We start from the raw sequence: 21,620 nt of genomic DNA, 5'->3' as shown, positions 1-21,620 counted from the left end.
TGCTATGAAATTTAGAATCACTCTTATTCAATTTAAGTATGCATAATTTTTAATTAGGTATAATTGTAAAAGAAATTGTTGCGGGAAAATTTTTGTTTACAAAACTATCTCCATAATAATAATTCCAGCTAATTCTAAATGTAGAATTAAAAGCAATTCCAGCGGAAAGTTGACCAAAAAAGAATGGTTTACTTTCTTTATTAAGATATTTGTAAAACATATCATTACCACCTATGATAGAGCCTTTGAAATTTGTATAAAAAGTTAGAATGTCTAATATTCCTGTATAAAATATACTTCCTTCAAGTCCAGCATCATAATTAATAGAATAATCTTTGTTTTCTGTGCCAAGTATTGGAACGTCACATGAAAGTTTGAGGGGTAAAATAAGTTTAAAGGCAAATGAGTTATTATTGTTTTCATAACCTAGTAAAGGATAGCTACCATTAATAGATATATTGCCACCGCCGCCTAAAAGTCGTTGTACCGCATCTTTTTGAATACTCACGGAATCAATTATGGGAATGCCCACTGAATCTTTTTTTACAGTTGGTTTATTACTAACTAAAGCTCCAATTCCAACACGTACTCCTCCAAAATAATCTGCAAATAATTCGTTATATATAGAAGCGTTTCCTCCATCAGAACTAAAAGATATTACGGAGTTTTTTAGAAATTGAGTTTTTTTATCTTTCGCATAATAGTCATAATATAATTGTGCATCAACAGATGAATTAAATCTCACAGGAAAGCGTTTAAATTTTTCAAGGTTTCTTGATTTATATTCCATTTCTTCTGAAGCTTCTATTAAATTACGTACAATCTTTTTTGCAGCATACATTTCATCATCTAATCCTTCAAGTTGTGTTCTAATTTTTAAAAGTTCTTTTTCATTAAAATCATTTTTTTCTAATGAATCTAACAGTTTCGTTCTTTCATGCTCGTATAACTCATCTATTTCCTTTTCTTTTTGTTTTGCTAGAGTTTCAAATTTATTTTTTAGAATTTTGTAGTAATCTTTTACTGTGTCATTTTGTATTAGTTTTTCGCCTTTATCTCTCAAGCTGTCTTTGTATTTTCTAAAAGCTTTTAGGTCAGGTTGAATGATGTTTTTTTCGTCTCTCGCATTTTTAAATTTAAAAGGAATAGTTTGAGCAATGGAAAAAGCAGACATCAATAAAAAAATAAATAGTAAAGTTTTTTTCATAATCATTAGGTTTTGGTTTGATAAATTTGTTTGGGCAATATTAACATTTGTTTAAGAATTCTGACTAGGTATTTATACGTGTTTTATTACAAAAAAAACAAACATATTATAGTTTAGTTGTTTAGTTTTAGCTGAATATGGTTTGTTTAAATAAAAATCTTGTAAGTATTGCTCCACACAATGTTTTGTCAAGATTTTTGAAGCCTTTGATTATTTAAGTTAGAATAGTTGCCCAACAACACAAATTATCTAATTGCCACATTTTCTCAATTCTCTAATTTCTAACCCCCAAATTCCCTAAATTTGCGCCCGTATGAAAAAAGCTTTCCAACTCTTTGACTTTACTCAAAAAGTCAATTACAAAAACGAAATTTTAGCCGGTTTAACAGTTGCCATGACTATGATTCCAGAATCGTTGTCGTTTGCTATTTTGGCTGGGTTTCCGCCTTTGGTGGGTTTGTATGCTGCTTTTATTGCGGGTTTGGTAACGGCAATTTTTGGAGGAAGACCCGGAATGATTTCGGGTGGGGCAGGAGCTACTATTATTGTTTTGATCGCCCTGATGAAATCGCACGGAATGGAATATGTTTTTGCCGCCGTCGCATTGGGTGGTGTAGTGCAAATTTGTATTGGGCTTTTTAAACTCGGGAAATTTATTCGGTTAGTGCCACAGCCTGTTATGTTTGGTTTTGTAAACGGTTTGGCGGTGGTGATTTTCATGTCGCAATTAGAACAGTTTAAAACTATGTACAATGGACAAGTTGCCTGGTTGCAGGGAACACCTTTATATATTATGTTGGGTTTGGTGGCGTTGACCATTGGTATTGTTTTGCTTTTTCCTAAAATAACTAAAACGGTTCCGGCTTCTTTAGTAGCGATTATGGTGGTTTTTGCCATTGTCCTTATCTTTAATATTGATACTAAAACAGTTCAGGATATCGCTTCTGTTCAGGGCGGTTTTCCACCTTTTCATATTCCGGAGATTCCTTTGTCTTTTGAGACTTTCAAAGTGATTTTTCCGTATTCTGTTATTGTCGCAGCGGTTGGATTGACAGAAGGTTTGTTAACCTTAAATCTTGTAGATGAAATCACCGGAACCCGTGGAAACAGCAACAGGGAATGTATTGCGCAGGGAAGTTCGAATATCTTAAACGGTTTCTTCTTCGGAATGGGAGGCTGCCCCATGATCGCACAGACTTTGGTGAATCTTGGTGCCGGTTCAAGAGCCAGACTTTCGGGAATCATAGCTGCGTTGACTATTTTAGGAATCATTCTGTTTGGAGCGCCTGTAATTGGCAAATTACCTATGGCCGCTTTAGTCGGCGTTATGATGATGGTCGCCATTACAACCTTTGAATGGGCAAGTTTCAAAATCATCAACAAAATGCCAAAACACGATATTTTCGTTGGAATTCTGGTGGCTGTTGTAACTATTTTGCTTCATAATTTAGCTTTGGCCGTATTGATCGGAGTAATAATTTCAGCCTTGGTTTTTGCATGGGAAAGTGCCAAAAGAATCCGCGCGCGTCACTTTATTGATGAAGCAGGAGTGAAGCATTATGAAATTTATGGACCATTATTTTTTGGTTCGATTGCCGCTTTTATGGAAAAGTTTGATATACAAAACGACCCAAATCACGTCATTATAGATTTCAAAGAAAGCCGTGTCGCTGATATGTCCGCAATAGAAGCCCTGAATAATCTAACGAAGAAATACAGTCAGCTTAATAAAGTTGTCGAACTCAAACATCTTAGCGAAGACTGCAGAACTTTACTCAAAAATGCCGAAGCGGTTATAGAAGTGAATGTAATTGAAGATCCTACGTATAAAGTGGTTTCTTAACTGTTGCCACGAATGCTTTGTGAAAAGGTTTGCCACAAATTACACTAATTTCCACTAATTTTTTGCCACAGATTAAAAGATTCACACAGATTATAATCTATTTAATCCTTTAATCTGTGGCAAACTTTTTTTCACAAAGCATTCGTGAAAATTAGTGCAATTTGTGGCAACCTTTATTTCCTATAGATCGGTCCGCATAAGACGCACTGCTGTGCGCCTCTACGATAACCTTTATGTAATAAAATTTATATTACGGTTGCAAATTTTTTGCCACAGATTAAAAGATTCACACAGATTATAATCTATTTAATCCTTTAATCTGTGGCAAACTTTTTTTTACAAAGCATTCGTGAAAATTAATGGAATTAGTGGCAAACCTTTATTTCCTATAGATCGGTCCGCATAAGACGCACAGATGTGCGCCCCTACGATAACCTTTATGTAATAAAATTTATATAGTACGGTTGCAAATAAATTATCTAATTTTCTAATTGCCACATTTTCTAATTAAAAAGATTGATTTTTGTAACTTTGTAAAATGAAGCTAACAGAAACCTTAGAAGATTTTTATACCATTAAAATAAACGGAATGCCCGAGAATCTTAAAAAGGGAATCGGTCATTTTAATGTTTTTAAATTGGATGATTATGTTGGGAGTACTTGTAATCCATTACCTTATACCCGAAAAGACTTTTATAAAATGAGTTTAATCATCGGCAAAAACAAAGTGCATTATGCTGATAAAGTGGTTGCGATTGAAGATCAGGCTTTGTTTTTTGCGAATCCACAAATTCCGTATAGCTGGGAGCATATTGATGAAAATCAAACGGGTTTTTTCTGCATTTTTACCGAAGCTTTTTTTAGTCAGTTTGGGAATTTAAAAGAATATCCTTTATTTCAGCCCGGCGGAAATCCGATTGTTCCAGTCTCAATGGAATTGGCGGAATCCTTAAAAGTGGTGTTTTTAAAAATGTTTGATGAAATCAATTCTGATTATGCTTTTAAATATGATGTGCTGCGAAATCTGGTTTTCGAAATTATTCATTTAGCTTTAAAAACACAAACGGTAACTACTTCATTATATAGTAAATCGAATGCGACGATTCGGGTTTCTTCTTTGTTTTTAGAATTATTAGAAAGACAATTTCCTATTGAATCCATATCGCAACAAATTAATTTCCGTTCCCCTTCAGAATTCGCAAGTCAGTTAAATGTGCATGTAAATCATTTGAATAAAGCGTTGAAAGAAACCACCGGGAAAACAACTTCGCAAATTATTTCTGAAAGAATTGTCCAGGAAGCCATGATTTTACTCAAACAAACCAATTGGAATATTAATGAAATTGCCTGGTGTTTGGGCTTCGAAGAATTGTCTCATTTTATCAATTTCTTTAAGAAAAATGTTCAGGTTTCACCTAAAACCTATCGCGTAACCGAAATTGTTTGATTTTTGTAACTTCTTGTTTGATTGCTTTAAGTTTCTGTGAGCACTTCGCTGATACCTTTGTACCATAATTAAATGTAAAAATTGAAATCATGGAAAATAACAAAGTTTGGTTTATCACAGGTGCTTCAAAAGGACTTGGATTAGAATTAGCTAAAAAATTATTGGCTGAAGGTTATAAAGTAGCCGCAACTTCAAGAAGTGAAGAATCGTTGGTTAAAGCATTAGGAAATCCGTCTGCAAATTTTCTTCCTTTAGAAATGGATTTGACAAACGAGCAAAGTGTTAAAAATGCAATTGAAGTAGCAGTAAGTCATTTTAAAACGATCGATGTTTTGGTAAACAATGCAGGTTATGGTTTGCTTGGGGCACTGGAAGAATTAACAGATGAAGAATCCAGAAAAAATTACGAGGTAAATGTCTTCGGATTATTAAATGTGATCAGAAATACTATGCCTTATATGCGTGCTAACAGATCAGGACATATTTTTAATATTTCTTCAGTTGGAGGCTATAACGGTGGTTTTCCGGGTTGGGGAATTTATTGCTCTACAAAATTTGCTGTTGCTGGTTTAACAGAATCTTTAGCTGCAGAAGTAAAAGAATTTGGCGTGAATGTAACGTTGGTTTATCCGGGCTATTTTAGAACAGATTTCTTAAAAGACAGTTCTTTATTGTTGCCACAAAATCCGATTGCGGAATATAAAGAAGTTAGAGCGTCTGAAGATGCGCATAAGGGTAGCATTAATCAAAATCAGCCAGGAGATCCTGAAAAATTAGCTGTAGCATTAATCAATATGAGTCAGGAAGAAAATCCTGCCTTACATTTGTTTTTAGGGCAAGATGCTTACGATATGGCAAACCAAAAGATTGCTAGCGTTCAGAGTCAATTAGAACAATGGAAAGCCGTTTCCGTTTCGACTGGGTTTTAAGTTAATGTGCCAATGAGTCAATTAGAAAAATAGATAATTCTATAGATTCCGTATAATCATTATCTAATTTTCTATTCTTTCAAAATGAATCAAGTTACCGTAGAGGCGCACAGCAGTGCGTCTAACGTTGCGATTTTCGTTGCGCAGAAGACGTACAGCAGTGCGCCTCTACGGATATACTTTGGGGTAAAAGATTTTATATTTGCGGTTGTAATAGCATTATCTAATTTTCTAATCGACACATTTAATTTAATCAGCAAGCATGTTTTCAACTTCACTAAACTTGCCGTCGACTTCTTCGATTTTTAATCCCAAAATATGCGCTATTAAAGGATAAACCGAAACGTTCTGAAACGTGCCGACTTCTTTATCTACTTTGAATGCTGGTCCTTTCGCATAAAAAATGGCATGCATGTCTTTTTCTTTATTGTCGTAACCGTGTGTTCCACCTTTTATATTTTGCTTTTGTTCACTTACTAAACTGTATCCTTTTTTAGCTTCAATAACAAAATCATGCACACGCGGATTTGTTCCGTAATGCAATCTCTTCGGAACTTCAGCTGATCTCCAGAATTTGATATGTGGTACTTTTTTTAATGCTTTGGCAATAGAATCCTGAAATCCCGGTTTTGCCTGAAGACTCATAATGGGGTTGATCACGGCTTTATATCCTAACCATTCCGGTTTTAGATAATCTAAAATGGCAACTTTTTTATCATTGCTGATGTCGGCCATTCCGTGATCTGAAACAATAATTAAATTGATTTGTTTCCCGATAGCCAATTGATCTAATTTGGAAGATAATTGTCCCATAACGGAATCCATTTTGTGAATCATTTTTTCATTCTCTGGCGAAAGCGGACCAAAGTTATGTCCCGTATGATCCGGTTCATCAAAATACAAAGTAATTAAATGCGGACGTTGTTTTTCCGGAAGTTCTAACCATTTTATAACCGTATCAATTCTGTTTCCGTATGGAATTTTATTGTCGTAATTTTTGTAAATACCAGGTCTTTTTTTATCCGTATCTGATCCCGGCCAGAAAAACGAAGCGGTTTTTACGCCCTGTTGTTCGGCGACATTCCAAATCGGGTTTCCGCCATAAAATCTTGAATCATTTTTAGCAGTTGTTGATAATGAAAAAGATTCGTTTAAAGCGCTGTCATAAAAAACATTATTGATAATCCCATGATGATCCGGATAAAGTCCGGTCACGATTGCGTAATGATTCGGAAAAGTTTTACTCGGATAAGAAGGTCGCATCGATTTGGCATGAACACCTTCTTTGGCAATTCTGTTGAGGTTTTGAAGCTTGAAATGTTTCGCGTAATCCCAACGAAATCCATCCATAGAAACTAAAACGACATAAGCATCTTTACTGGATTGGGAATATGAAAAAGTGGTAAGAAGTAAGAAGGTAAAAGATAAGAGCTGAGTGGTGAATTTTCTCATTGTGCAATTTTAATAGAGCTGCAAAGATATTGATAAAAATAGTCCCAGTTTACAGTCTCAGTCTCAGTTTACAAAAAGATAATATGTGTACCACTGTAGACTGAGACTGTAAACTGGGACTAAAATAAAACGCCAAACAGAAATTTCTGCTTGGCGTTTTATAGTATAAGAAGTTAGAATGAATTACATCATTCCTGGCATACCGCCACCCATTGGCATTCCGCCAGCGCTTTCTTCTTTAATATCAATTAAAGCACATTCTGTAGTAAGGATCATTCCGGCAACAGAAGCAGCATTTTCTAATGCCACACGAGTTACTTTTTTAGGATCGATAATTCCAGCTTTAAGCATGTCTACGTATTCGTCAGTTTTGGCATTGTATCCAAAATCACCAGAACCTTCACCAACTTTTGCTACTACTACAGAACCTTCAAGGCCTGCATTTTCAACAATAGTTCTTAATGGAGATTCAACAGCGCGAGCTACAATCTGGATTCCAGTTGCTTCGTCAGCGTTGTCAGCTTTGATTCCTGCTAATGCAGCTTTTGCTCTTAATAAAGCAACACCACCACCAGCAACAATTCCTTCTTCAACAGCAGCACGAGTAGCGTGTAATGCATCGTCAACTCTGTCTTTTTTCTCTTTCATCTCCACTTCAGAAGCTGCACCAACATAAAGAACAGCAACACCACCAGCTAATTTAGCCAAACGTTCCTGCAATTTTTCTTTATCATAATCAGATGTAGTAGTTTCCATCTGAGCTTTAATTTGGTTTACTCTGTTTTTGATGATATCAGCTTCACCAGCACCACTTACAATTGTAGTGTTGTCTTTGTCGATAGAAACTTTTTTTGCAGTTCCTAACATTTCGATAGTAGTATTTTCAAGTGTATATCCTCTTTCTTCAGAGATTACAGTTCCACCAGTTAAGATTGCGATATCTTCTAACATTGCTTTTCTTCTGTCTCCAAAACCAGGAGCTTTTACAGCAGCAATTTTAAGAGCACCTCTTAATTTGTTTACTACCAAAGTAGAAAGAGCTTCTCCGTCAACATCTTCAGCAATAATCAATAATGGTTTTCCTGATTGAGCAACTGGCTCTAAAACTGGAAGTAATTCTTTTAAAGAAGAAACTTTTTTGTCGTATAATAAGATGTATGGAGAGTCTAGTTCCACTTCCATTTTCTCTGGGTTTGTTACGAAGTAAGGAGAAAGATATCCTCTGTCAAACTGCATACCTTCCACAACATCCACGAAAGTGTCTGTTCCTTTAGCTTCTTCAACAGTGATAACACCTTCTTTACCCACTTTAGCAAAAGCTGTAGCGATTAATTCCCCAATCACTTCGTCATTATTGGCAGAGATAGAAGCAATTTGTTTGATTTTATCAGAATCGCTTCCAACAACTTTAGCTTGTTTAGCCAAGTCAGCAACGATAGCTTCCACAGCTTTGTCGATACCACGTTTCAAATCCATTGGATTTGCACCTGCAGCAACGTTTTTCAAACCTTCTTTAACGATTGCCTGAGCTAAAACTGTAGCAGTTGTAGTTCCGTCACCCGCTAAATCATTAGTTTTAGAAGCAACTTCTTTAACCATTTGCGCGCCCATGTTTTCTAATGGGTCTTTTAATTCGATTTCTTTTGCAACAGAAACACCATCTTTAGTAACAGTAGGTCCACCAAATGATTTTCCGATAATTACGTTACGACCTTTTGGTCCAAGAGTTACTTTTACAGCATTTGCTAATGCATCAACACCACGTTTTAATCCGTCACGTGCTTCAATATCAAATTTTATATCTTTTGCCATTTTTTTTTATTGCTTTAGGCAGTAGGTTTTAGGCTTTAGGCTTTTCTCTACTGCTGATTAGTATTTTTTTTTGCTTTAAGCTATTTTGAAAAAGCTTATTGCTTACGGCTTAAAGCTTATTGCTGCGTAAGCAACTTTTTTAATTTGTAAATTTTGCTTTTTATGCTGTTGATTTTTTCTATTTGATTTTCTGCAATTTCATTATTAAGATATTGCAAATCTTTAGCTAAAATCAAAAGATATTCTGTTTCATTGGCAGAACCTAAAGCTATGTTGAGAAATTGATTAAATTCTTGTCGCTGTTTCTTCCGCATCCTTCGCTAATATTCGTTGGAATTGATGAAGACGCCCTTCTAATCTGACTTGTTAGTCCGTATAATTCTTCTTTCGGAAATATAGAAGTCATTTTATAGATTTCTAAAGTAAAAGAATGACTAAGCTGCCAAATATCGCATTTTTTAAAATCTCTCATTTTTTTGAGCTTTAAGCTTTAGGCTTTTTGTCAAAGCTTAAAGCTTACGGCTTATAGCTTATAGCAATTTAGATAATTGCTAAGATATCATCTTCACGCATAATCAAATAATCAGTTCCTTCCAATTTTAATTCTGTCCCTGCATATTTTCCATAAAGTACAGTATCACCAACTTTTACAGTCATTGTGTGATCTTTAGATCCATTTCCAACAGCTATAACAGTTCCTTTTTGTGGTTTTTCTTTGGCAGTATCTGGAATAAAAATCCCTGACGCAGTTTTAGTCTCAGCTGCTACAGGCTCAATAAGTACGCGGTCTGAAAGCGGTTTAATGTTTAAAGTCATGATTTTATATTATTATTAGTTATACGTTTTTTAATGTTCAAAGAACTTTCAGAAATTGTGCCATGCTCTAAAAACTGACATTTTTTCCTAAAAAAAATGCCAGCTTTGACAGGCTGGCATTTTATATTTATTTTAAAAATATTATTTCGCTGCTGGTGTTGCCGGAGCAGGAGTTTGTTGAACTGGTGTTGCTGGCGTTGTAGTTGCAGGAGCTTCTGTTTTTTCAATAAGTTTAGAGTCAGTATCACTTAACGATCCTGTGAAACTTAAGCTTGAAAGCAAAATTAAAGCAATCAAAATAGTCGCTAGTGTCCAGGTACTTTTGTCTAAAAAGTCAGTTGTTTTTTGTACTCCACCTAACATTTGAGTTCCGCTGATAGTAGACGATAATCCGCCTCCTTTAGGGTTTTGAACCATGATTACTACGATCAATAGAAAACAAACTATTGTGATTAAAACTAAAAAAATTGAAAATGTGCTCATTGCTTAATTATTATTGTTATTTTGTTGTAAAATCTTGATATCCGAAATACGGTCTGCAAAGAAACTAATTTTTTCTGGATATTTCAAAATTAATATTTCATATGCTTGTATGGCTTTTGTATATTTTTTTTGTTCCAAATATACTCTGGCCAAAGTTTCGGTCATTAGGTAAGAATTCTCCTCGTTATTACTGTCCAATTGTACTGCCGGAACTATTGCAGTTTGTTTTATTGGAGAAATTTTTGGGTTTGCTTCAATAAATTTATTGATTATTTCTGCTTTTTTCTTTTTCTCTTTATCAATGGTTTCAGTTTCAGCTATCTTTTCGACTGTATTTTCGACTTTTTGAATTGCTTCTGCTTCTTCCTGCGCCTCTTTGCTACGATCAATAGGTTCGGTTTTAGCTAATTGAAGCCATTCCTGAAACGAATGTTTTTCATTAGCAGAAAAATCCAAAGGTTTTCCGATTTCAAGATTTTCTTCTGCCGTTTTTACGGTTTCTGAAACGGTAATTTCTTTTGGCTCTTCAATTTCTTTTGGTTCTTCAACTACAGGCACTTCTTCAAAAACAACTGTCGAAACTTCTTGTAGTGAATTGTATATTGATTCTTCAATTGGCTCCACTCTTACATCCGGAATTTCTTCCTCTACAACTTCATCAAAAAAAGTTGGAGTTGGTCCTTTTATAATAGGTGTCGATTCCACAATTGGAGTCGTTTCAATAACAGGAGTTTCTTCAATAGTTGAAGTTACTTCTTCAAAAGAATCTAAAGTCGGTTGTTCGATTATCAGATCAATTGGGTTTTCTTCAACTTGCAGGGGTTCTTCAAAAGTAACGGTTGCTGCTTCTTTAAAAGAATCTAAAATAGATTGCTCCGTAACCGAATCAATTGGTCTTTCTTCAATTTTTGGTTCTTCCTCAAATTTAGTTGTTATTACTTCTTCAAAGGAATCTAAAGTTGGTATGATTGTATCAATTGGTTTGTATTCAATTTTTACTGGTTCTTCAAAAGCAGCAGTTGTTGGTTCTTTAAAAGAATCTAAAGTCGGATGTTCAATAATAAAATCAATTGGATTTTCTTCAACTTTTAAAGGTTCTTCAACAGTAATAGTTGTTGGTTCTGTAAAAGAATCTAAAGGCGATTGCTCGATAATTGTATCAATTGAATTTTCTTCCGTTTTTACAGGTTCTTCAAAAGTAACAGTTGTTGGTTCTGAAAAAGAATCTAAAGGCGATTGCTCGATAATTGTATCAATTGAATTTTCTTCCGTTTTTACTGGTTCTTCAAAACTAACGCCTGTAGCTTCCTTAATAGAATTTAAAATAGACTGCTCGATTGGATCAATACGAATTTCTGCCAGTTTCTTCTTTTCTTCTGCTAAGACAATCTCGCTGTCAAAAACAGTAATATTTAAAAGATCCTTAAGTTTTTGATCATAATATTCGCCCTGAATCGCCGTAAAGGCCTCCGAAGTAATAAAATCAAATAAAACCGAGCGATCAGTAGTATGTGCTGCCGTAACTTTTAATGCATAATTATACTTAAAACTATTTTGATTGTAAAGTCCTTTTAATCGCAATGCACGCGCACTTTGAAAATACGGAAATTCATTCAAAACATTGCCTAATGCTTCCGCCTGCTTTTCTGTAATAGCATCGGGTTTGTTCATTAAGTATGTATAATCAGTTACATTCATTTCTTTTTTGTTTAATCGTTTATTTGTTTATCCGTTTAATCGCAAATTTTGTTTAATCGATTTAATGATTAACCGATTAAACAAATAAACAGTTTCTTACCATTTGGCTAATGACTCATTGAAAATATCCTGCGTGATTCTTTCAAAAATAGTTGTAATCGCTGTGTTTAAAACAGAACCTGTTGGTAATGATGTTCCGGCAAAGTCATAATAAAATTCAAATGGTTTCTCGAAATCATCTGTTTCTTTTTTTCTATTCGTAAATCTGACATTTACACGAATCGTCAAGCGGTTTTGTGCTGCCTGCTGATCTGCAGTTGCCGTCATTGGTGTAATCCTGTAATCTACAATTTCGCCTTCGTACATTAAATCACCGCTGTTGCTGACCAGATTCAGGTTGGTTTGATTCATAATCAAATCCTGTAATGCCAATGTAAATTGTCTGTCGATTCCAGGCTCAATCAAATCAGCATTGTTCTGAAAAAAGTTAACCTGAAACGTTTTGGCATCAATTGTTCCTGTTCCGGTAAAGTTGTAAACACTGCAGCCACTCAAAAAAAAGAGGCTGATAAAGGCTAATAAAGAATATATTTTTTTCATAAAATCAATAGTAATAAAATCCAATTTTTAAAATTCCAAATTCCAATCTTTGGCGAAATCCTAAACTTTTAAATTCCAAATTCCAATGAGAGTCATATTTTTTTCAAATATACTAATTTGAAATTTGAGATTTATTTTTTGGAATTTAGTTTTTCAATGTTGGAATTTGGAATTTTCTTTTTTTGGAATTTCCTATTTATAGGTCAAATTGCTTAATTTTTCTATATAAAGTTCTCTCCGAAATTCCTAATTCATCAGCAGCCGCTTTTCGTTTTCCTTTATTTTTTTCTAATGATTTTTTAATCATTTCGATTTCTTTTTGTTCTAAACGCAGAATTTCTTCTTCTTCAATGGTTTCAGCATCTAAATAATTATTGTCATCTTGTATGCGATAACTATCTTCGCGCGTTGCAGGTGTCATTACAGCCGTTCTTGGTTCTTCTTCAAAATCAATTTCGCTGTCATTTTCCTGAGAGCCATAGATTTTCTGAATCAAATTCGGATTAATATCCTGCACTTTTGAGTTGCCGTTTTTCATCAACTCTAATGTGAGTTTTTTCAAATCGTTCAAATCACTTTTCATGTCAAAAAGCACTTTGTATAAAATGTCTCTCTCCGTACTGAAATCGTCTTTTTTCTTATCATTAATTACAGAAGGTAAATTGCTTCCTTCTGTCGGTAAATAAGATCGTAAAGTCGCAAGTGTAATATCGCGATTTGTTTCTAAAACTGAAATCTGCTCAGCAACATTTCGTAATTGACGAATATTACCGTTCCATCTGAATTTCTGCAAAAGCTGAACCGCATCATCGTCTAGTTTTAACGGAGGCATTTTGTATTTGTGCGCAAAATCGGCCACAAATTTTCGGAACAATAAATGAATATCTTCGTTTCTTTCGCGCAAAGGTGGTAAAGTAATTTCGACCGTTGTCAGACGATAATACAAATCCTCACGGAATTTCCCTTTTTCGATTGCATTAAATAAATTGACATTCGTTGCCGCAACAATTCGAACATTCGTTTTTTGGACCTGAGACGAACCAACTTTTATAAATTCACCATTTTCTAAAACACGAAGCAAACGAACCTGAGTGGTTAAAGGCAATTCACCAACTTCATCCAGAAATATGGTTCCGCCGTCAGCAACTTCAAAATAACCTTCACGGGTGCTTGTTGCTCCTGTAAAAGCGCCTTTTTCGTGACCAAAAAGTTCACTGTCAATTGTTCCCTCCGGAATAGCTCCACAGTTTACGGCAATATATTTTCCATGCTTTCTGTGCGAAAGCGAATGGATTATTCGCGGAATATTTTCCTTACCAACACCACTTTCCCCGGTTACCATTACCGAAATATCAGTAGGAGCAACCTGAATGGCTTTTTCAATGGCGCGATTTAATTTCGGGTCATTCCCAATAATCTCAAATCGTTGTTTTATTGCTTGAACTGTTTCCATTTATGTTTCTATCTTTTGCCACGAATTTCACAAATTTTCACAAATTTTTGAAATCGGGTTAATGAATAACTCTTTTATGTTGTAATGACTTTTTATTAAAGTTAATAATAATTCCTAAATCACTATCAGCAAGTTTTAAATAATTAATTGTTTGAGCAGTGTGTTCATCAATTATTTCTTTGGCTGCTTTTATCTCTAAAATGATCTCATCATAAACTACGAAATCAGCATAGAATTTATGTGCTAAAACAATATCTTTATATTTAATGTCATATTCTTTTTCTCGTTCAAATGGTATGTTATGTTTTTTAAATTCATATTCTAACGCATCTTTGTAAACGATTTCAAGAAGTCCGCCGCCAAGTATTCTATGCACTTCCATACAAATTCCAACTACTTTAAAATATTCTTCTTTTCTATATAATTCCATATTTAGTTTTTATACAAACTTATGGATTAATTAAAATAAAGTAAGAAAATTAGTGTGAATTAGTGAAATTCGTGGCAAACAATTTTAGTTCATTTCTGAATAACCAACAGCCGTTCCTTTCAATGTGCCTGAAGTACAGCTTTCAATTTTTACATTTACAAAATCTCCAATTTTATAGTTTTCTTTTGGAAAAACAACCGTGATACTTTGAGAGTTTCTTCCTGAGAATTCTTCTTTTGATTTTTTTGAAACCTTTTCAACTAAAACCTCTACAACCTGCCCTACGTATTCTTCACTTCTAAACCAGGCATGTTTTTGTTGTAAATCGACAATTTCCTGTAATCTTCTGGCTTTGGTTTCTTCCGGAACATCATCTTCCATTTTTCTTCCAGCCAAAGTTCCCGGGCGTTCAGAATACGAATACATATAACCGAAATTATATTTCACATATTCCATTAAACTCATGGTATCCTGATGATCTTCTTCGGTTTCAGTTGGGAAACCGGCAATCATATCTTGCGAAATCGAAGCATTCGGAATAATAGTTCTGATTTTATCAATCAAAGTCATGTATTCTTCACGAGTGTGCAGGCGATTCATTTCTTTTAAAATTCGGTTGCTTCCAGACTGAACCGGCAAGTGAATGTGTTTACAGATATTAGGATATTTCGCAATAACATGCAAAACACTTTCGTGCATATCCTGCGGATTAGAAGTTGAGAATCGAATTCTCATTTTAGGAAAACCAACGGCAACCATTTCCAATAATTGATCGAAATCAACAGCCGTTGCTTTTTGCATTTCAGAAGCATTTACAAAATCCTTTTTCAAGCCACCGCCATACCAAAGGTAACTGTCAACGTTTTGTCCCAAAAGTGTAATTTCTTTAAAGCCTTTATCCCATAAATCCTGAATTTCAGACATAATGCTTTGTGGTTCACGGCTGCGCTCGCGACCACGTGTAAAAGGCACAACGCAAAACGTACACATATTATCGCAACCACGTGTAATCGAAACCAAAGCGGTAATTCCGTTGCTCATTAAACGAACCGGCGAAATATCTCCGTAGGTTTCCTCTTTCGATAAAATTACATTGATGGCGTCGCGACCTTCTTCAACTTCTGCCAATAAATTCGGCAAATCTTTGTAAGCATCAGGTCCAACAACAAGATCGACTATTTTTTCTTCCTCCAGAAACTGACTTTTCAAACGCTCGGCCATACAGCCCAAAACGCCAACTTTCATTTTCGGGTTAATACGTTTCACCGCATTATATTTTTCCAGACGCTTACGAATAGTTTGCTCTGCTTTATCCCGAATCGAGCAGGTGTTAACCAAAACCAAATCGGCTTCTTCAAGGGTTTGTGTAGTATTGTATCCGTTTATCGATAAAATGGAAGCTACGACCTCACTGTCCGAAAAATTCATCGCACAACCGTAACTTTCTATAAAAAGTTTTTTAGTATTCTCAGGTTTATTTTCTAAAACAAGACTTTCGCCCTGTTTGCTTTCTTCAATAATCTTTTCCATTGTATAATTTCAAAGTGCAAAGATAACGCAAAAGGTATAAATGTGACAAGATGGCAGAAAAGAAATTTTAGATTTTGCCAACTCCCATGTTGTAGCGTTAATTTTACCGCAAAGCACGCAAAGTATTTTTTTGTTTGTGTTTGCAATTGACTCCATTAAGTTCGCAAGGCTTTATGTGGCGACCTTTGCGTAAACCCCTGCTTGCTTTGCGGTTAAATTTACCGCAAAGCACGTAAAGTATTTTTTTGTTTGTGTTTGCAATTGGCTCCATTAAGTTCGCAAAGCTTTATGTGGCGATCTTTGCGTAAACCCTTGCGACCTTTGCGGTTAAATTTACCGCACGAAAATGTACGTAGATCAAATAATCTAAAATCTAAAGTCTACAATCTAAAATTTTAAGGAAAAGCACATTCTTGATACATAATCGATTTAAAATTATACCTATATATATAATAGGTGAGAATACAGATAAATCTGCAATTTTTAGAAACATAATATCAAAATAACTCAAAAATGCATTATCAAGGTTGATATTTAAAAAAAACTTCTACTTTTGTTGCAGAAAAATAGATCAATGGCAAAGAATTTAGTAATAGTGGAATCACCTGCAAAGGCGAAAACGATAGAGAAATTTCTAGGGAGTGATTTTCAGGTCGAGTCTAGTTATGGCCACATAGCCGACTTACCATCAAAGGAAATAGGGGTAGATGTAGAAAATGGATTTAAACCTAAATATGAAGTTTCTCCTGATAAAAAAGCCTTAGTAAGTAAACTAAAAACACTATCTAAAAATGCCGAAATGGTTTGGTTAGCAAGTGATGAGGACCGCGAAGGAGAAGCTATTTCATGGCACTTGGCGGAAGAATTAAAACTAGATAGTAAAAAGACCAAAAGAATTGTTTTTCACGAAATTACCAAATCAGCGATTCTTAAAGCAATCGAAAATCCAAGAGAAATTGATTATAATCTAGTAAACGCTCAACAGGCACGACGTGTTTTAGACCGTTTAGTAGGTTACGAATTGTCGCCGGTTTTATGGAGAAAAATTAAAGGAGGACTTTCTGCAGGACGTGTACAGTCTGTTTCTGTTCGTTTGATTGTGGAAAGAGAACGTGAGATTCAGAATTTTAATGCGGTTGCAAGTTATTCAATTGTAGCAGAATTTGTGAATGAAGCGGGAAAAGCTTTCAAAGCTAAATTGCCAAAAAACTTCAATACTAAAAAAGAAGCCGAAGATTTCTTAAAACAAAACATCGGATCAAAATATAAGGTAGCAGATTTAGAAACTAAACCTACCAAAAAATCTCCAACAGCACCATTTACAACTTCAACGCTTCAACAGGAAGCTGCGAGAAAATTGTATTTGCCAGTAGGAATCACTATGCAATTAGCACAGCGTTTATACGAAGCCGGACTTATTACTTATATGAGAACGGATAGTGTGAATCTTTCTAAAGATGCAATGGATGCTGCTGAAGCTGAAATCATAAAATCATACGGAAAAGAATTTTCAAAACCCCGAACTTTCGCTAACAAAAGCAAAGGAGCACAAGAAGCGCACGAAGCAATTCGTCCGACAGATATGTCACGTCATACGGTAAACATTGATCGTGATCAGGCTCGTTTGTATGATTTGATCTGGAAAAGAACATTGGCATCTCAAATGAGCGATGCACAATTAGAAAGAACAAACGTAAAAATTGAAGCGAATAATCACGGTGAAATTTTTACAGCTTCAGGAGAAGTTTTACTTTTTGAAGGTTTCCTTAAAGTGTACCTTGAAGGACATGATGATGACGAGGAAGAGCAAGAAGGAATGTTGCCAGCGTTAAAAGTAAACGAAAAACTGGTTAACAACTATATTACAGCTACAGAACGATATTCAAGACCACCGGCACGTTATACAGAGGCTTCTTTGGTGAAAAAATTAGAAGAATTAGGAATTGGTCGTCCGTCTACGTATGCACCAACTATTTCGACTATTATCAACAGAAATTATGTTGAAAAAGGAACACTCGAAGGTCAGGAACGTAATTATACACAACTTACTTTGCAGGCTGATAAAGTAGGAGAGAAGTTGCTGAAAGAAAATACAGGTTCTGATAAAGGAAAATTAGTTCCTACGGATATCGGAACAATTGTTACTGATTTCTTAGTGAAAAACTTTGGTAACATTCTGGACTATAATTTCACCGCAAAAGTTGAACAGGATTTTGATGAAATTGCCGAAGGAAATATTGACTGGGCAACCATGATGCAGGAATTCTACGATAAGTTTCATCCAAATGTTAAAGATGTTGAGGCAAATGCAGAAAGAGAAAGTGGTGAAAGAATTCTGGGTAAAGATACAGATGGAAGACAAGTATCTGTTCGTTTAGGAAAATTTGGCCCGATGGCTCAAATTGGAGAAGCGGATGATGAAGATAAAAAGTTTGCCAGTTTAATGGCAGATCAAAATATTGGAAATATTACTTTAGAGGAAGCTTTAAATTTATTTTTATTGCCTAAAAACTTAGGTGAATATAAAGGAGAAGAAGTTGAAGTAAGTAATGGACGTTATGGACCTTATGTGCGTCATGGAAGTGTTTTTATTTCGCTGCCAAGAGGAGAAGATCCATTAGCGGTTACAAAAGAAAGAGCTCAGGAATTAATTGACGAAAAAGCACTTGCTGATGCGCCAATTGCAGTTTACAAAGGTGAAGCAGTTCAAAAAGGCGTGGGACGTTTTGGTCCGTTCATCAAATGGAATGGCCTTTTTGTGAATGTAAGTAAGAAATATAATTTTGATAATTTATCACAGGGTGATGTTGAGGAATTAATTGAAGATAAATTACAGAAAAACATTGATAAAGTTCTTCACAATTGGGAAGACGAAGGAATTCTGGTTGAAAAAGCACGTTGGGGTCGCTCGGTTATTACAAAAGGCAAAATCAAAATTGAACTAAGTAAAGATGTTGATGCAACGAAATTAACATTGGCCGAAGTTCAGGAAATGATTGCGAAAAAGACACCAGCTAAAAAAACACCAGCAAAAAAGGCTACAACAGCAAAGAAAGCTCCAGCTAAAAAAACAGCTGCTAAAAAGAAATAATAAATGGAATTTGATTTTCTAGAACCAGTTAACGACGGAATTTTACAATTCATTAGTTCGTTGTCTTCACAAGAATTGGGTAGCAAAATTGTTTTGCATACTCAGGATCAATTTCCTGATATTAGCAAGGTAAACATAGCTATAGTAGGTGTTTTAGAAGATCGAAGAAATATTAACATGGTTAATGAAGTTAACCTGAATGCAGTTAGGAAAAAGTTGTATAGTATGTTTCCTGGCAACTGGGATGCATCTATTGCTGATTTGGGTGATATCCTTGCGGGAGATTCTGTAGAAGATACTTATTTTGCGTTAAAAAAAGTAACTGCTGCTTTAATTAAGAATAAAGTAATTCCTATAGTCGTTGGAGGTTCGCAAGATTTAACCTATGCTTTGTATCGTGCGTATGATGATTTAGAGCAAATGGTAAATATGGTTGCTGTAGATAATCGATTTGATTTTGGTAAGGAAAATGAAACGGTTTCGGCCAATTCGTATCTGACGAAAATCATTATAGATGAACCAAATAACCTGTTTAACTATTGTAATATAGGATATCAAACCTACTATAACTCACAGGAAGAAATTGATTTGATTGAAAAGTTGTTCTTTGATGCTTATCGTTTAGGTGAAATTTCAAATAATATTGCTTTGGCAGAACCCGTTTTTAGGGATGCTGATTTGGTTACTATTGATTTGAATTCGGTAAAATCTTCAGATTCAGGTAACAATATTTCTTTTGAGCCTAATGGTTTCAATGGAAAAGAGATTTGTTCGCTTTCAAGATATGCCGGAATTAGTGATAAAGTTTCATCATTTGGAATCTTTAATCACAATAGTACCGTATATGAGTCGGCAATGATCGCCCAAATTATTTGGTATTTTATTGAAGGATATCATTATCGTTCTAAAGAATATCCATTTGGCAGCAGAACTAACTATCTGAAATACATTGTGCCGCTGGAAGATGAAGAACTTATTTTTTACAAAAGTGATAAGACAGAACGTTGGTGGATCGAAATTCCGTTTGTATCAAATGGGAACAATAAATTGAAAAGAAATACGTTATTACCGTGTTCTTATGAAGAATATTTGTGTGCTTGTAACCAAGAATTGCCGGAAAGATGGTGGAAAGCACAAAGAAAAAATGCTTTATAAAACATAATTTTAATAAAAATCTTAATTCTTTAGAATTATTAAAAATAATTTAAGATAATTTAGTAGGAAAATAAATATATAATATAAAATTTAACGTTTTACGTCGATTTTTTACGCTAGTTTATCGATGAAATATTTTTTTTTTATTTTATTTAACATTATTTTTGAACGGTAAAATAAATTTCGCAACTAGTATTGTTTTTTAGATAAATAATAAATACGTTTACGGACTTATAATAATGAATAGATAATCCCAAATTTATATGAAGAAGTTTTTTGCATTTGCAGCAATATTAACACTAGTAATCGGCTGTGGTAAGTCAGGTGACAAGGGTGAGTTAGTTGGTGTTACAGGAGGGAAATGGCATCCTGAGAAACCTTATGGAATGACATTAGTTCCAGGTGGATCCTTTATCATGGGTAAATCAGATGCTGATTTAGCTAATGTAGAAGACGCTCCAACTAAAACGGTAACAGTTCGTTCATTTTATATGGATGAAACTGAGATCACAAATAGCGAGTATCGTCAGTTTGTGGAGTGGGTAAAAGACTCTACAATGAGAGTTCGTTTGGCTATTTTAGCTGATGAAACAGGACAGAAAGCTGCTGGTGACGGTAAAGGTAAAAAGGCAGGTAGTATTGCTGATTATGCATTTAATGATTCTGAACCGGATAAAATGACGGCATACGATAAATATATGTATGATAATTACTACAGTGTAGGAACGAAAGATGATCCATATGCTGGTAGAAAATTAAACAAAAAAGTTAAGTTAATTAAAGATACTAAAGCTTATCCGGATGAGTATTATACTGAAGTAATGGATTCTATGTATTTGCCAATTGAAGAATCATATAATGGTTTAAGAACAATTGATGTGAATAAATTGAAATTCCGTTATTCATGGATGGATATTCAGGCTGCTGCTAAAGCTAAAGTTGGAAAAAGAAAAGACTTCGTTAAAACAGAACAAATCGGAATTTATCCTGATACAACAGTTTGGATTAAAGATTTCGCTTATTCTTATAATGAGCCAATGCATAATGATTATTTCTGGCACAAAGCTTATGGAGATTATCCTGTAGTTGGTGTTACCTGGAAACAGGCTAAAGCTTTCTGTGCATGGAGAACTTTAAATAAAAATAGTTATATTAAATCTAAGAAAAAAGGACGTGATTTAGTAAATGCTTTCAGATTACCTACAGAGGCAGAATGGGAGTATGCTGCAAGAGGAGGTCTGGAATCTGCAACTTACCCTTGGGGAGGTCCTTACACTAAGAGTGACAGAGGATGTTTCTTAGCAAACTTCAAACCAAGCAGAGGAGATTATGCTGCTGATGAGGCATTATATACAGTAGAAGCTAAATCTTATGATGTAAATGGTTACGGATTGTATAATATGGCAGGAAACGTTTCAGAATGGACTGACTCTGCTTATAATCCAAATGCATATGAATATGTTTCAACGATGAATCCAAACGTTATCGACGGAAACAATCAAAGAAAAGTGGTTCGTGGTGGATCCTGGAAAGACGTTGCTTATTTCCTACAAGTAAGTACACGTGATCACGAATATGCTGACTCTGCAAGAAGTTACATTGGTTTCAGAACTGTACAAGATTACATGGGAACTCAGGTAACTGGCGGAAAAAAGAAAAAGTAAATTATAATTA

At 34.7% G+C, this 21,620-nt stretch carries 16 protein-coding genes and 1 pseudogene; 6 read left to right on the top strand and 11 right to left on the bottom strand.

The genetic code is table 11. From position 1 onward, the window contains the following. Positions 1-49: 49 nt before the first annotated feature. Entirely contained in the window at positions 50-1,207 is a 1,158-nt protein-coding gene (locus IHE43_RS21750) for a hypothetical protein (protein ID WP_192185838.1), read from the bottom strand. Between the two features lie 313 nt (positions 1,208-1,520). Here IHE43_RS21750 and IHE43_RS21745 point away from each other — a divergent pair, with 313 nt between their 5' ends. The 3 genes from IHE43_RS21745 to IHE43_RS21735 all read left to right on the top strand — a co-directional run bounded on the left by IHE43_RS21745 (position 1,521) and on the right by IHE43_RS21735 (position 5,426). Continuing rightward, complete coding sequence (locus tag IHE43_RS21745; RefSeq protein WP_192185837.1) at positions 1,521-3,050, top strand: SulP family inorganic anion transporter; 1,530 nt, start codon at positions 1,521-1,523, stop codon at positions 3,048-3,050. A gap of 538 nt (positions 3,051-3,588) precedes the next feature. Continuing rightward, positions 3,589-4,497, top strand: coding sequence for an AraC family transcriptional regulator (locus IHE43_RS21740; protein ID WP_192185836.1), 909 nt, complete (start codon positions 3,589-3,591; stop codon positions 4,495-4,497). Positions 4,498-4,586: 89 nt separating this feature from the next. Then, on the top strand, positions 4,587-5,426 hold the full coding sequence (locus IHE43_RS21735; RefSeq protein WP_192185835.1) for an oxidoreductase: 840 nt from the start codon (positions 4,587-4,589) through the stop codon (positions 5,424-5,426). Between the two features lie 249 nt (positions 5,427-5,675). Here the strand turns inward: IHE43_RS21735 and IHE43_RS21730 are convergent, their stop codons facing one another. The 10 genes and pseudogenes from IHE43_RS21730 to miaB form a co-directional block, all read right to left on the bottom strand. After that, positions 5,676-6,878 (bottom strand): ectonucleotide pyrophosphatase/phosphodiesterase, encoded by a 1,203-nt coding sequence (locus IHE43_RS21730; RefSeq protein ID WP_192185834.1) that lies wholly within the window; start codon positions 6,876-6,878, stop codon positions 5,676-5,678. 183 nt (positions 6,879-7,061) lie between these two features. Beyond that, positions 7,062-8,690 carry a chaperonin GroEL gene (gene groL / locus IHE43_RS21725; protein WP_192185833.1) on the bottom strand — a complete coding sequence of 543 codons (1,629 nt, stop codon included), beginning with the start codon at positions 8,688-8,690 and terminating at the stop codon, positions 7,062-7,064. 116 nt (positions 8,691-8,806) lie between these two features. Further along, a pseudogene (locus IHE43_RS21720) lies at positions 8,807-9,096 on the bottom strand (four helix bundle protein). A gap of 134 nt (positions 9,097-9,230) precedes the next feature. Next, entirely contained in the window at positions 9,231-9,506 is a 276-nt protein-coding gene (gene groES, locus IHE43_RS21715; protein ID WP_192185832.1) for a co-chaperone GroES, read from the bottom strand. A 141-nt stretch (positions 9,507-9,647) separates the two neighbouring features. Beyond that, positions 9,648-9,989: a preprotein translocase subunit SecG gene (gene secG, locus IHE43_RS21710; RefSeq protein WP_192185831.1), complete on the bottom strand. Its 342-nt coding sequence runs from the start codon at positions 9,987-9,989 to the stop codon at positions 9,648-9,650. 3 nt (positions 9,990-9,992) lie between these two features. Next, the gene (locus IHE43_RS21705) at positions 9,993-11,687 is read right to left on the bottom strand and encodes a tetratricopeptide repeat protein (protein WP_192185830.1); all 1,695 of its coding nucleotides are present in this window, start codon (positions 11,685-11,687) and stop codon (positions 9,993-9,995) included. Positions 11,688-11,783: 96 nt separating this feature from the next. After that, positions 11,784-12,287 carry an LptE family protein gene (locus tag IHE43_RS21700; protein ID WP_192185829.1) on the bottom strand — a complete coding sequence of 168 codons (504 nt, stop codon included), beginning with the start codon at positions 12,285-12,287 and terminating at the stop codon, positions 11,784-11,786. 196 nt (positions 12,288-12,483) lie between these two features. Next, positions 12,484-13,740, bottom strand: a complete 1,257-nt coding sequence (locus IHE43_RS21695) for a sigma-54-dependent Fis family transcriptional regulator (RefSeq protein ID WP_192185828.1) — start codon at positions 13,738-13,740, stop codon at positions 12,484-12,486. 58 nt (positions 13,741-13,798) lie between these two features. After that, complete coding sequence (locus IHE43_RS21690; RefSeq protein ID WP_192185827.1) at positions 13,799-14,170, bottom strand: GxxExxY protein; 372 nt, start codon at positions 14,168-14,170, stop codon at positions 13,799-13,801. Between the two features lie 84 nt (positions 14,171-14,254). Next, entirely contained in the window at positions 14,255-15,700 is a 1,446-nt protein-coding gene (gene miaB, locus IHE43_RS21685) for a tRNA (N6-isopentenyl adenosine(37)-C2)-methylthiotransferase MiaB (protein WP_192185826.1), read from the bottom strand. A gap of 574 nt (positions 15,701-16,274) precedes the next feature. Between miaB and topA the strand changes: the two genes are divergently transcribed. The 3 genes from topA to gldK all read left to right on the top strand — a co-directional run bounded on the left by topA (position 16,275) and on the right by gldK (position 21,610). Further along, positions 16,275-18,791, top strand: coding sequence for a type I DNA topoisomerase (topA, locus tag IHE43_RS21680; protein WP_192185825.1), 2,517 nt, complete (start codon positions 16,275-16,277; stop codon positions 18,789-18,791). Positions 18,792-18,794: 3 nt separating this feature from the next. Continuing rightward, positions 18,795-19,946 carry a formimidoylglutamase gene (locus IHE43_RS21675; RefSeq protein ID WP_192185824.1) on the top strand — a complete coding sequence of 384 codons (1,152 nt, stop codon included), beginning with the start codon at positions 18,795-18,797 and terminating at the stop codon, positions 19,944-19,946. A 263-nt stretch (positions 19,947-20,209) separates the two neighbouring features. Continuing rightward, positions 20,210-21,610, top strand: coding sequence for a gliding motility lipoprotein GldK (gene gldK, locus IHE43_RS21670; protein WP_192185823.1), 1,401 nt, complete (start codon positions 20,210-20,212; stop codon positions 21,608-21,610). Positions 21,611-21,620: the final 10 nt, after the last annotated feature.

The sequence above is a fragment of the Flavobacterium sp. MDT1-60 genome (genome assembly GCF_014844035.1).
Taxonomy (GTDB): Bacteria; Bacteroidota; Bacteroidia; order Flavobacteriales; family Flavobacteriaceae; genus Flavobacterium.
Note: the sequence above shows the minus strand (reverse complement) of the source record. Positions and strands in the feature narration are given on the sequence as shown.

Bases quoted from the DNA above. Each gene is read 5' to 3' on its own strand.
- topA (WP_192185825.1), top strand. From the start codon at position 16,275: ATGGCAAAGAATTTAGTAATAGTGGAATCACCTGCAAAGGCGAAAACG.
- IHE43_RS21675 (WP_192185824.1), top strand. From the start codon at position 18,795: ATGGAATTTGATTTTCTAGAACCAGTTAACGACGGAATTTTACAATTC.
- IHE43_RS21735 (WP_192185835.1), top strand. From the start codon at position 4,587: ATGGAAAATAACAAAGTTTGGTTTATCACAGGTGCTTCAAAAGGACTT.
- groES (WP_192185832.1), bottom strand. From the start codon at position 9,506: ATGACTTTAAACATTAAACCGCTTTCAGACCGCGTACTTATTGAGCCT.
- IHE43_RS21745 (WP_192185837.1), top strand. From the start codon at position 1,521: ATGAAAAAAGCTTTCCAACTCTTTGACTTTACTCAAAAAGTCAATTAC.
- secG (WP_192185831.1), bottom strand. From the start codon at position 9,989: ATGAGCACATTTTCAATTTTTTTAGTTTTAATCACAATAGTTTGTTTT.
- IHE43_RS21730 (WP_192185834.1), bottom strand. From the start codon at position 6,878: ATGAGAAAATTCACCACTCAGCTCTTATCTTTTACCTTCTTACTTCTT.
- IHE43_RS21695 (WP_192185828.1), bottom strand. From the start codon at position 13,740: ATGGAAACAGTTCAAGCAATAAAACAACGATTTGAGATTATTGGGAAT.
- IHE43_RS21750 (WP_192185838.1), bottom strand. From the start codon at position 1,207: ATGAAAAAAACTTTACTATTTATTTTTTTATTGATGTCTGCTTTTTCC.
- gldK (WP_192185823.1), top strand. From the start codon at position 20,210: ATGAAGAAGTTTTTTGCATTTGCAGCAATATTAACACTAGTAATCGGC.
- IHE43_RS21740 (WP_192185836.1), top strand. From the start codon at position 3,589: ATGAAGCTAACAGAAACCTTAGAAGATTTTTATACCATTAAAATAAAC.
- miaB (WP_192185826.1), bottom strand. From the start codon at position 15,700: ATGGAAAAGATTATTGAAGAAAGCAAACAGGGCGAAAGTCTTGTTTTA.
- IHE43_RS21690 (WP_192185827.1), bottom strand. From the start codon at position 14,170: ATGGAATTATATAGAAAAGAAGAATATTTTAAAGTAGTTGGAATTTGT.
- IHE43_RS21705 (WP_192185830.1), bottom strand. From the start codon at position 11,687: ATGAATGTAACTGATTATACATACTTAATGAACAAACCCGATGCTATT.
- IHE43_RS21700 (WP_192185829.1), bottom strand. From the start codon at position 12,287: ATGAAAAAAATATATTCTTTATTAGCCTTTATCAGCCTCTTTTTTTTG.
- groL (WP_192185833.1), bottom strand. From the start codon at position 8,690: ATGGCAAAAGATATAAAATTTGATATTGAAGCACGTGACGGATTAAAA.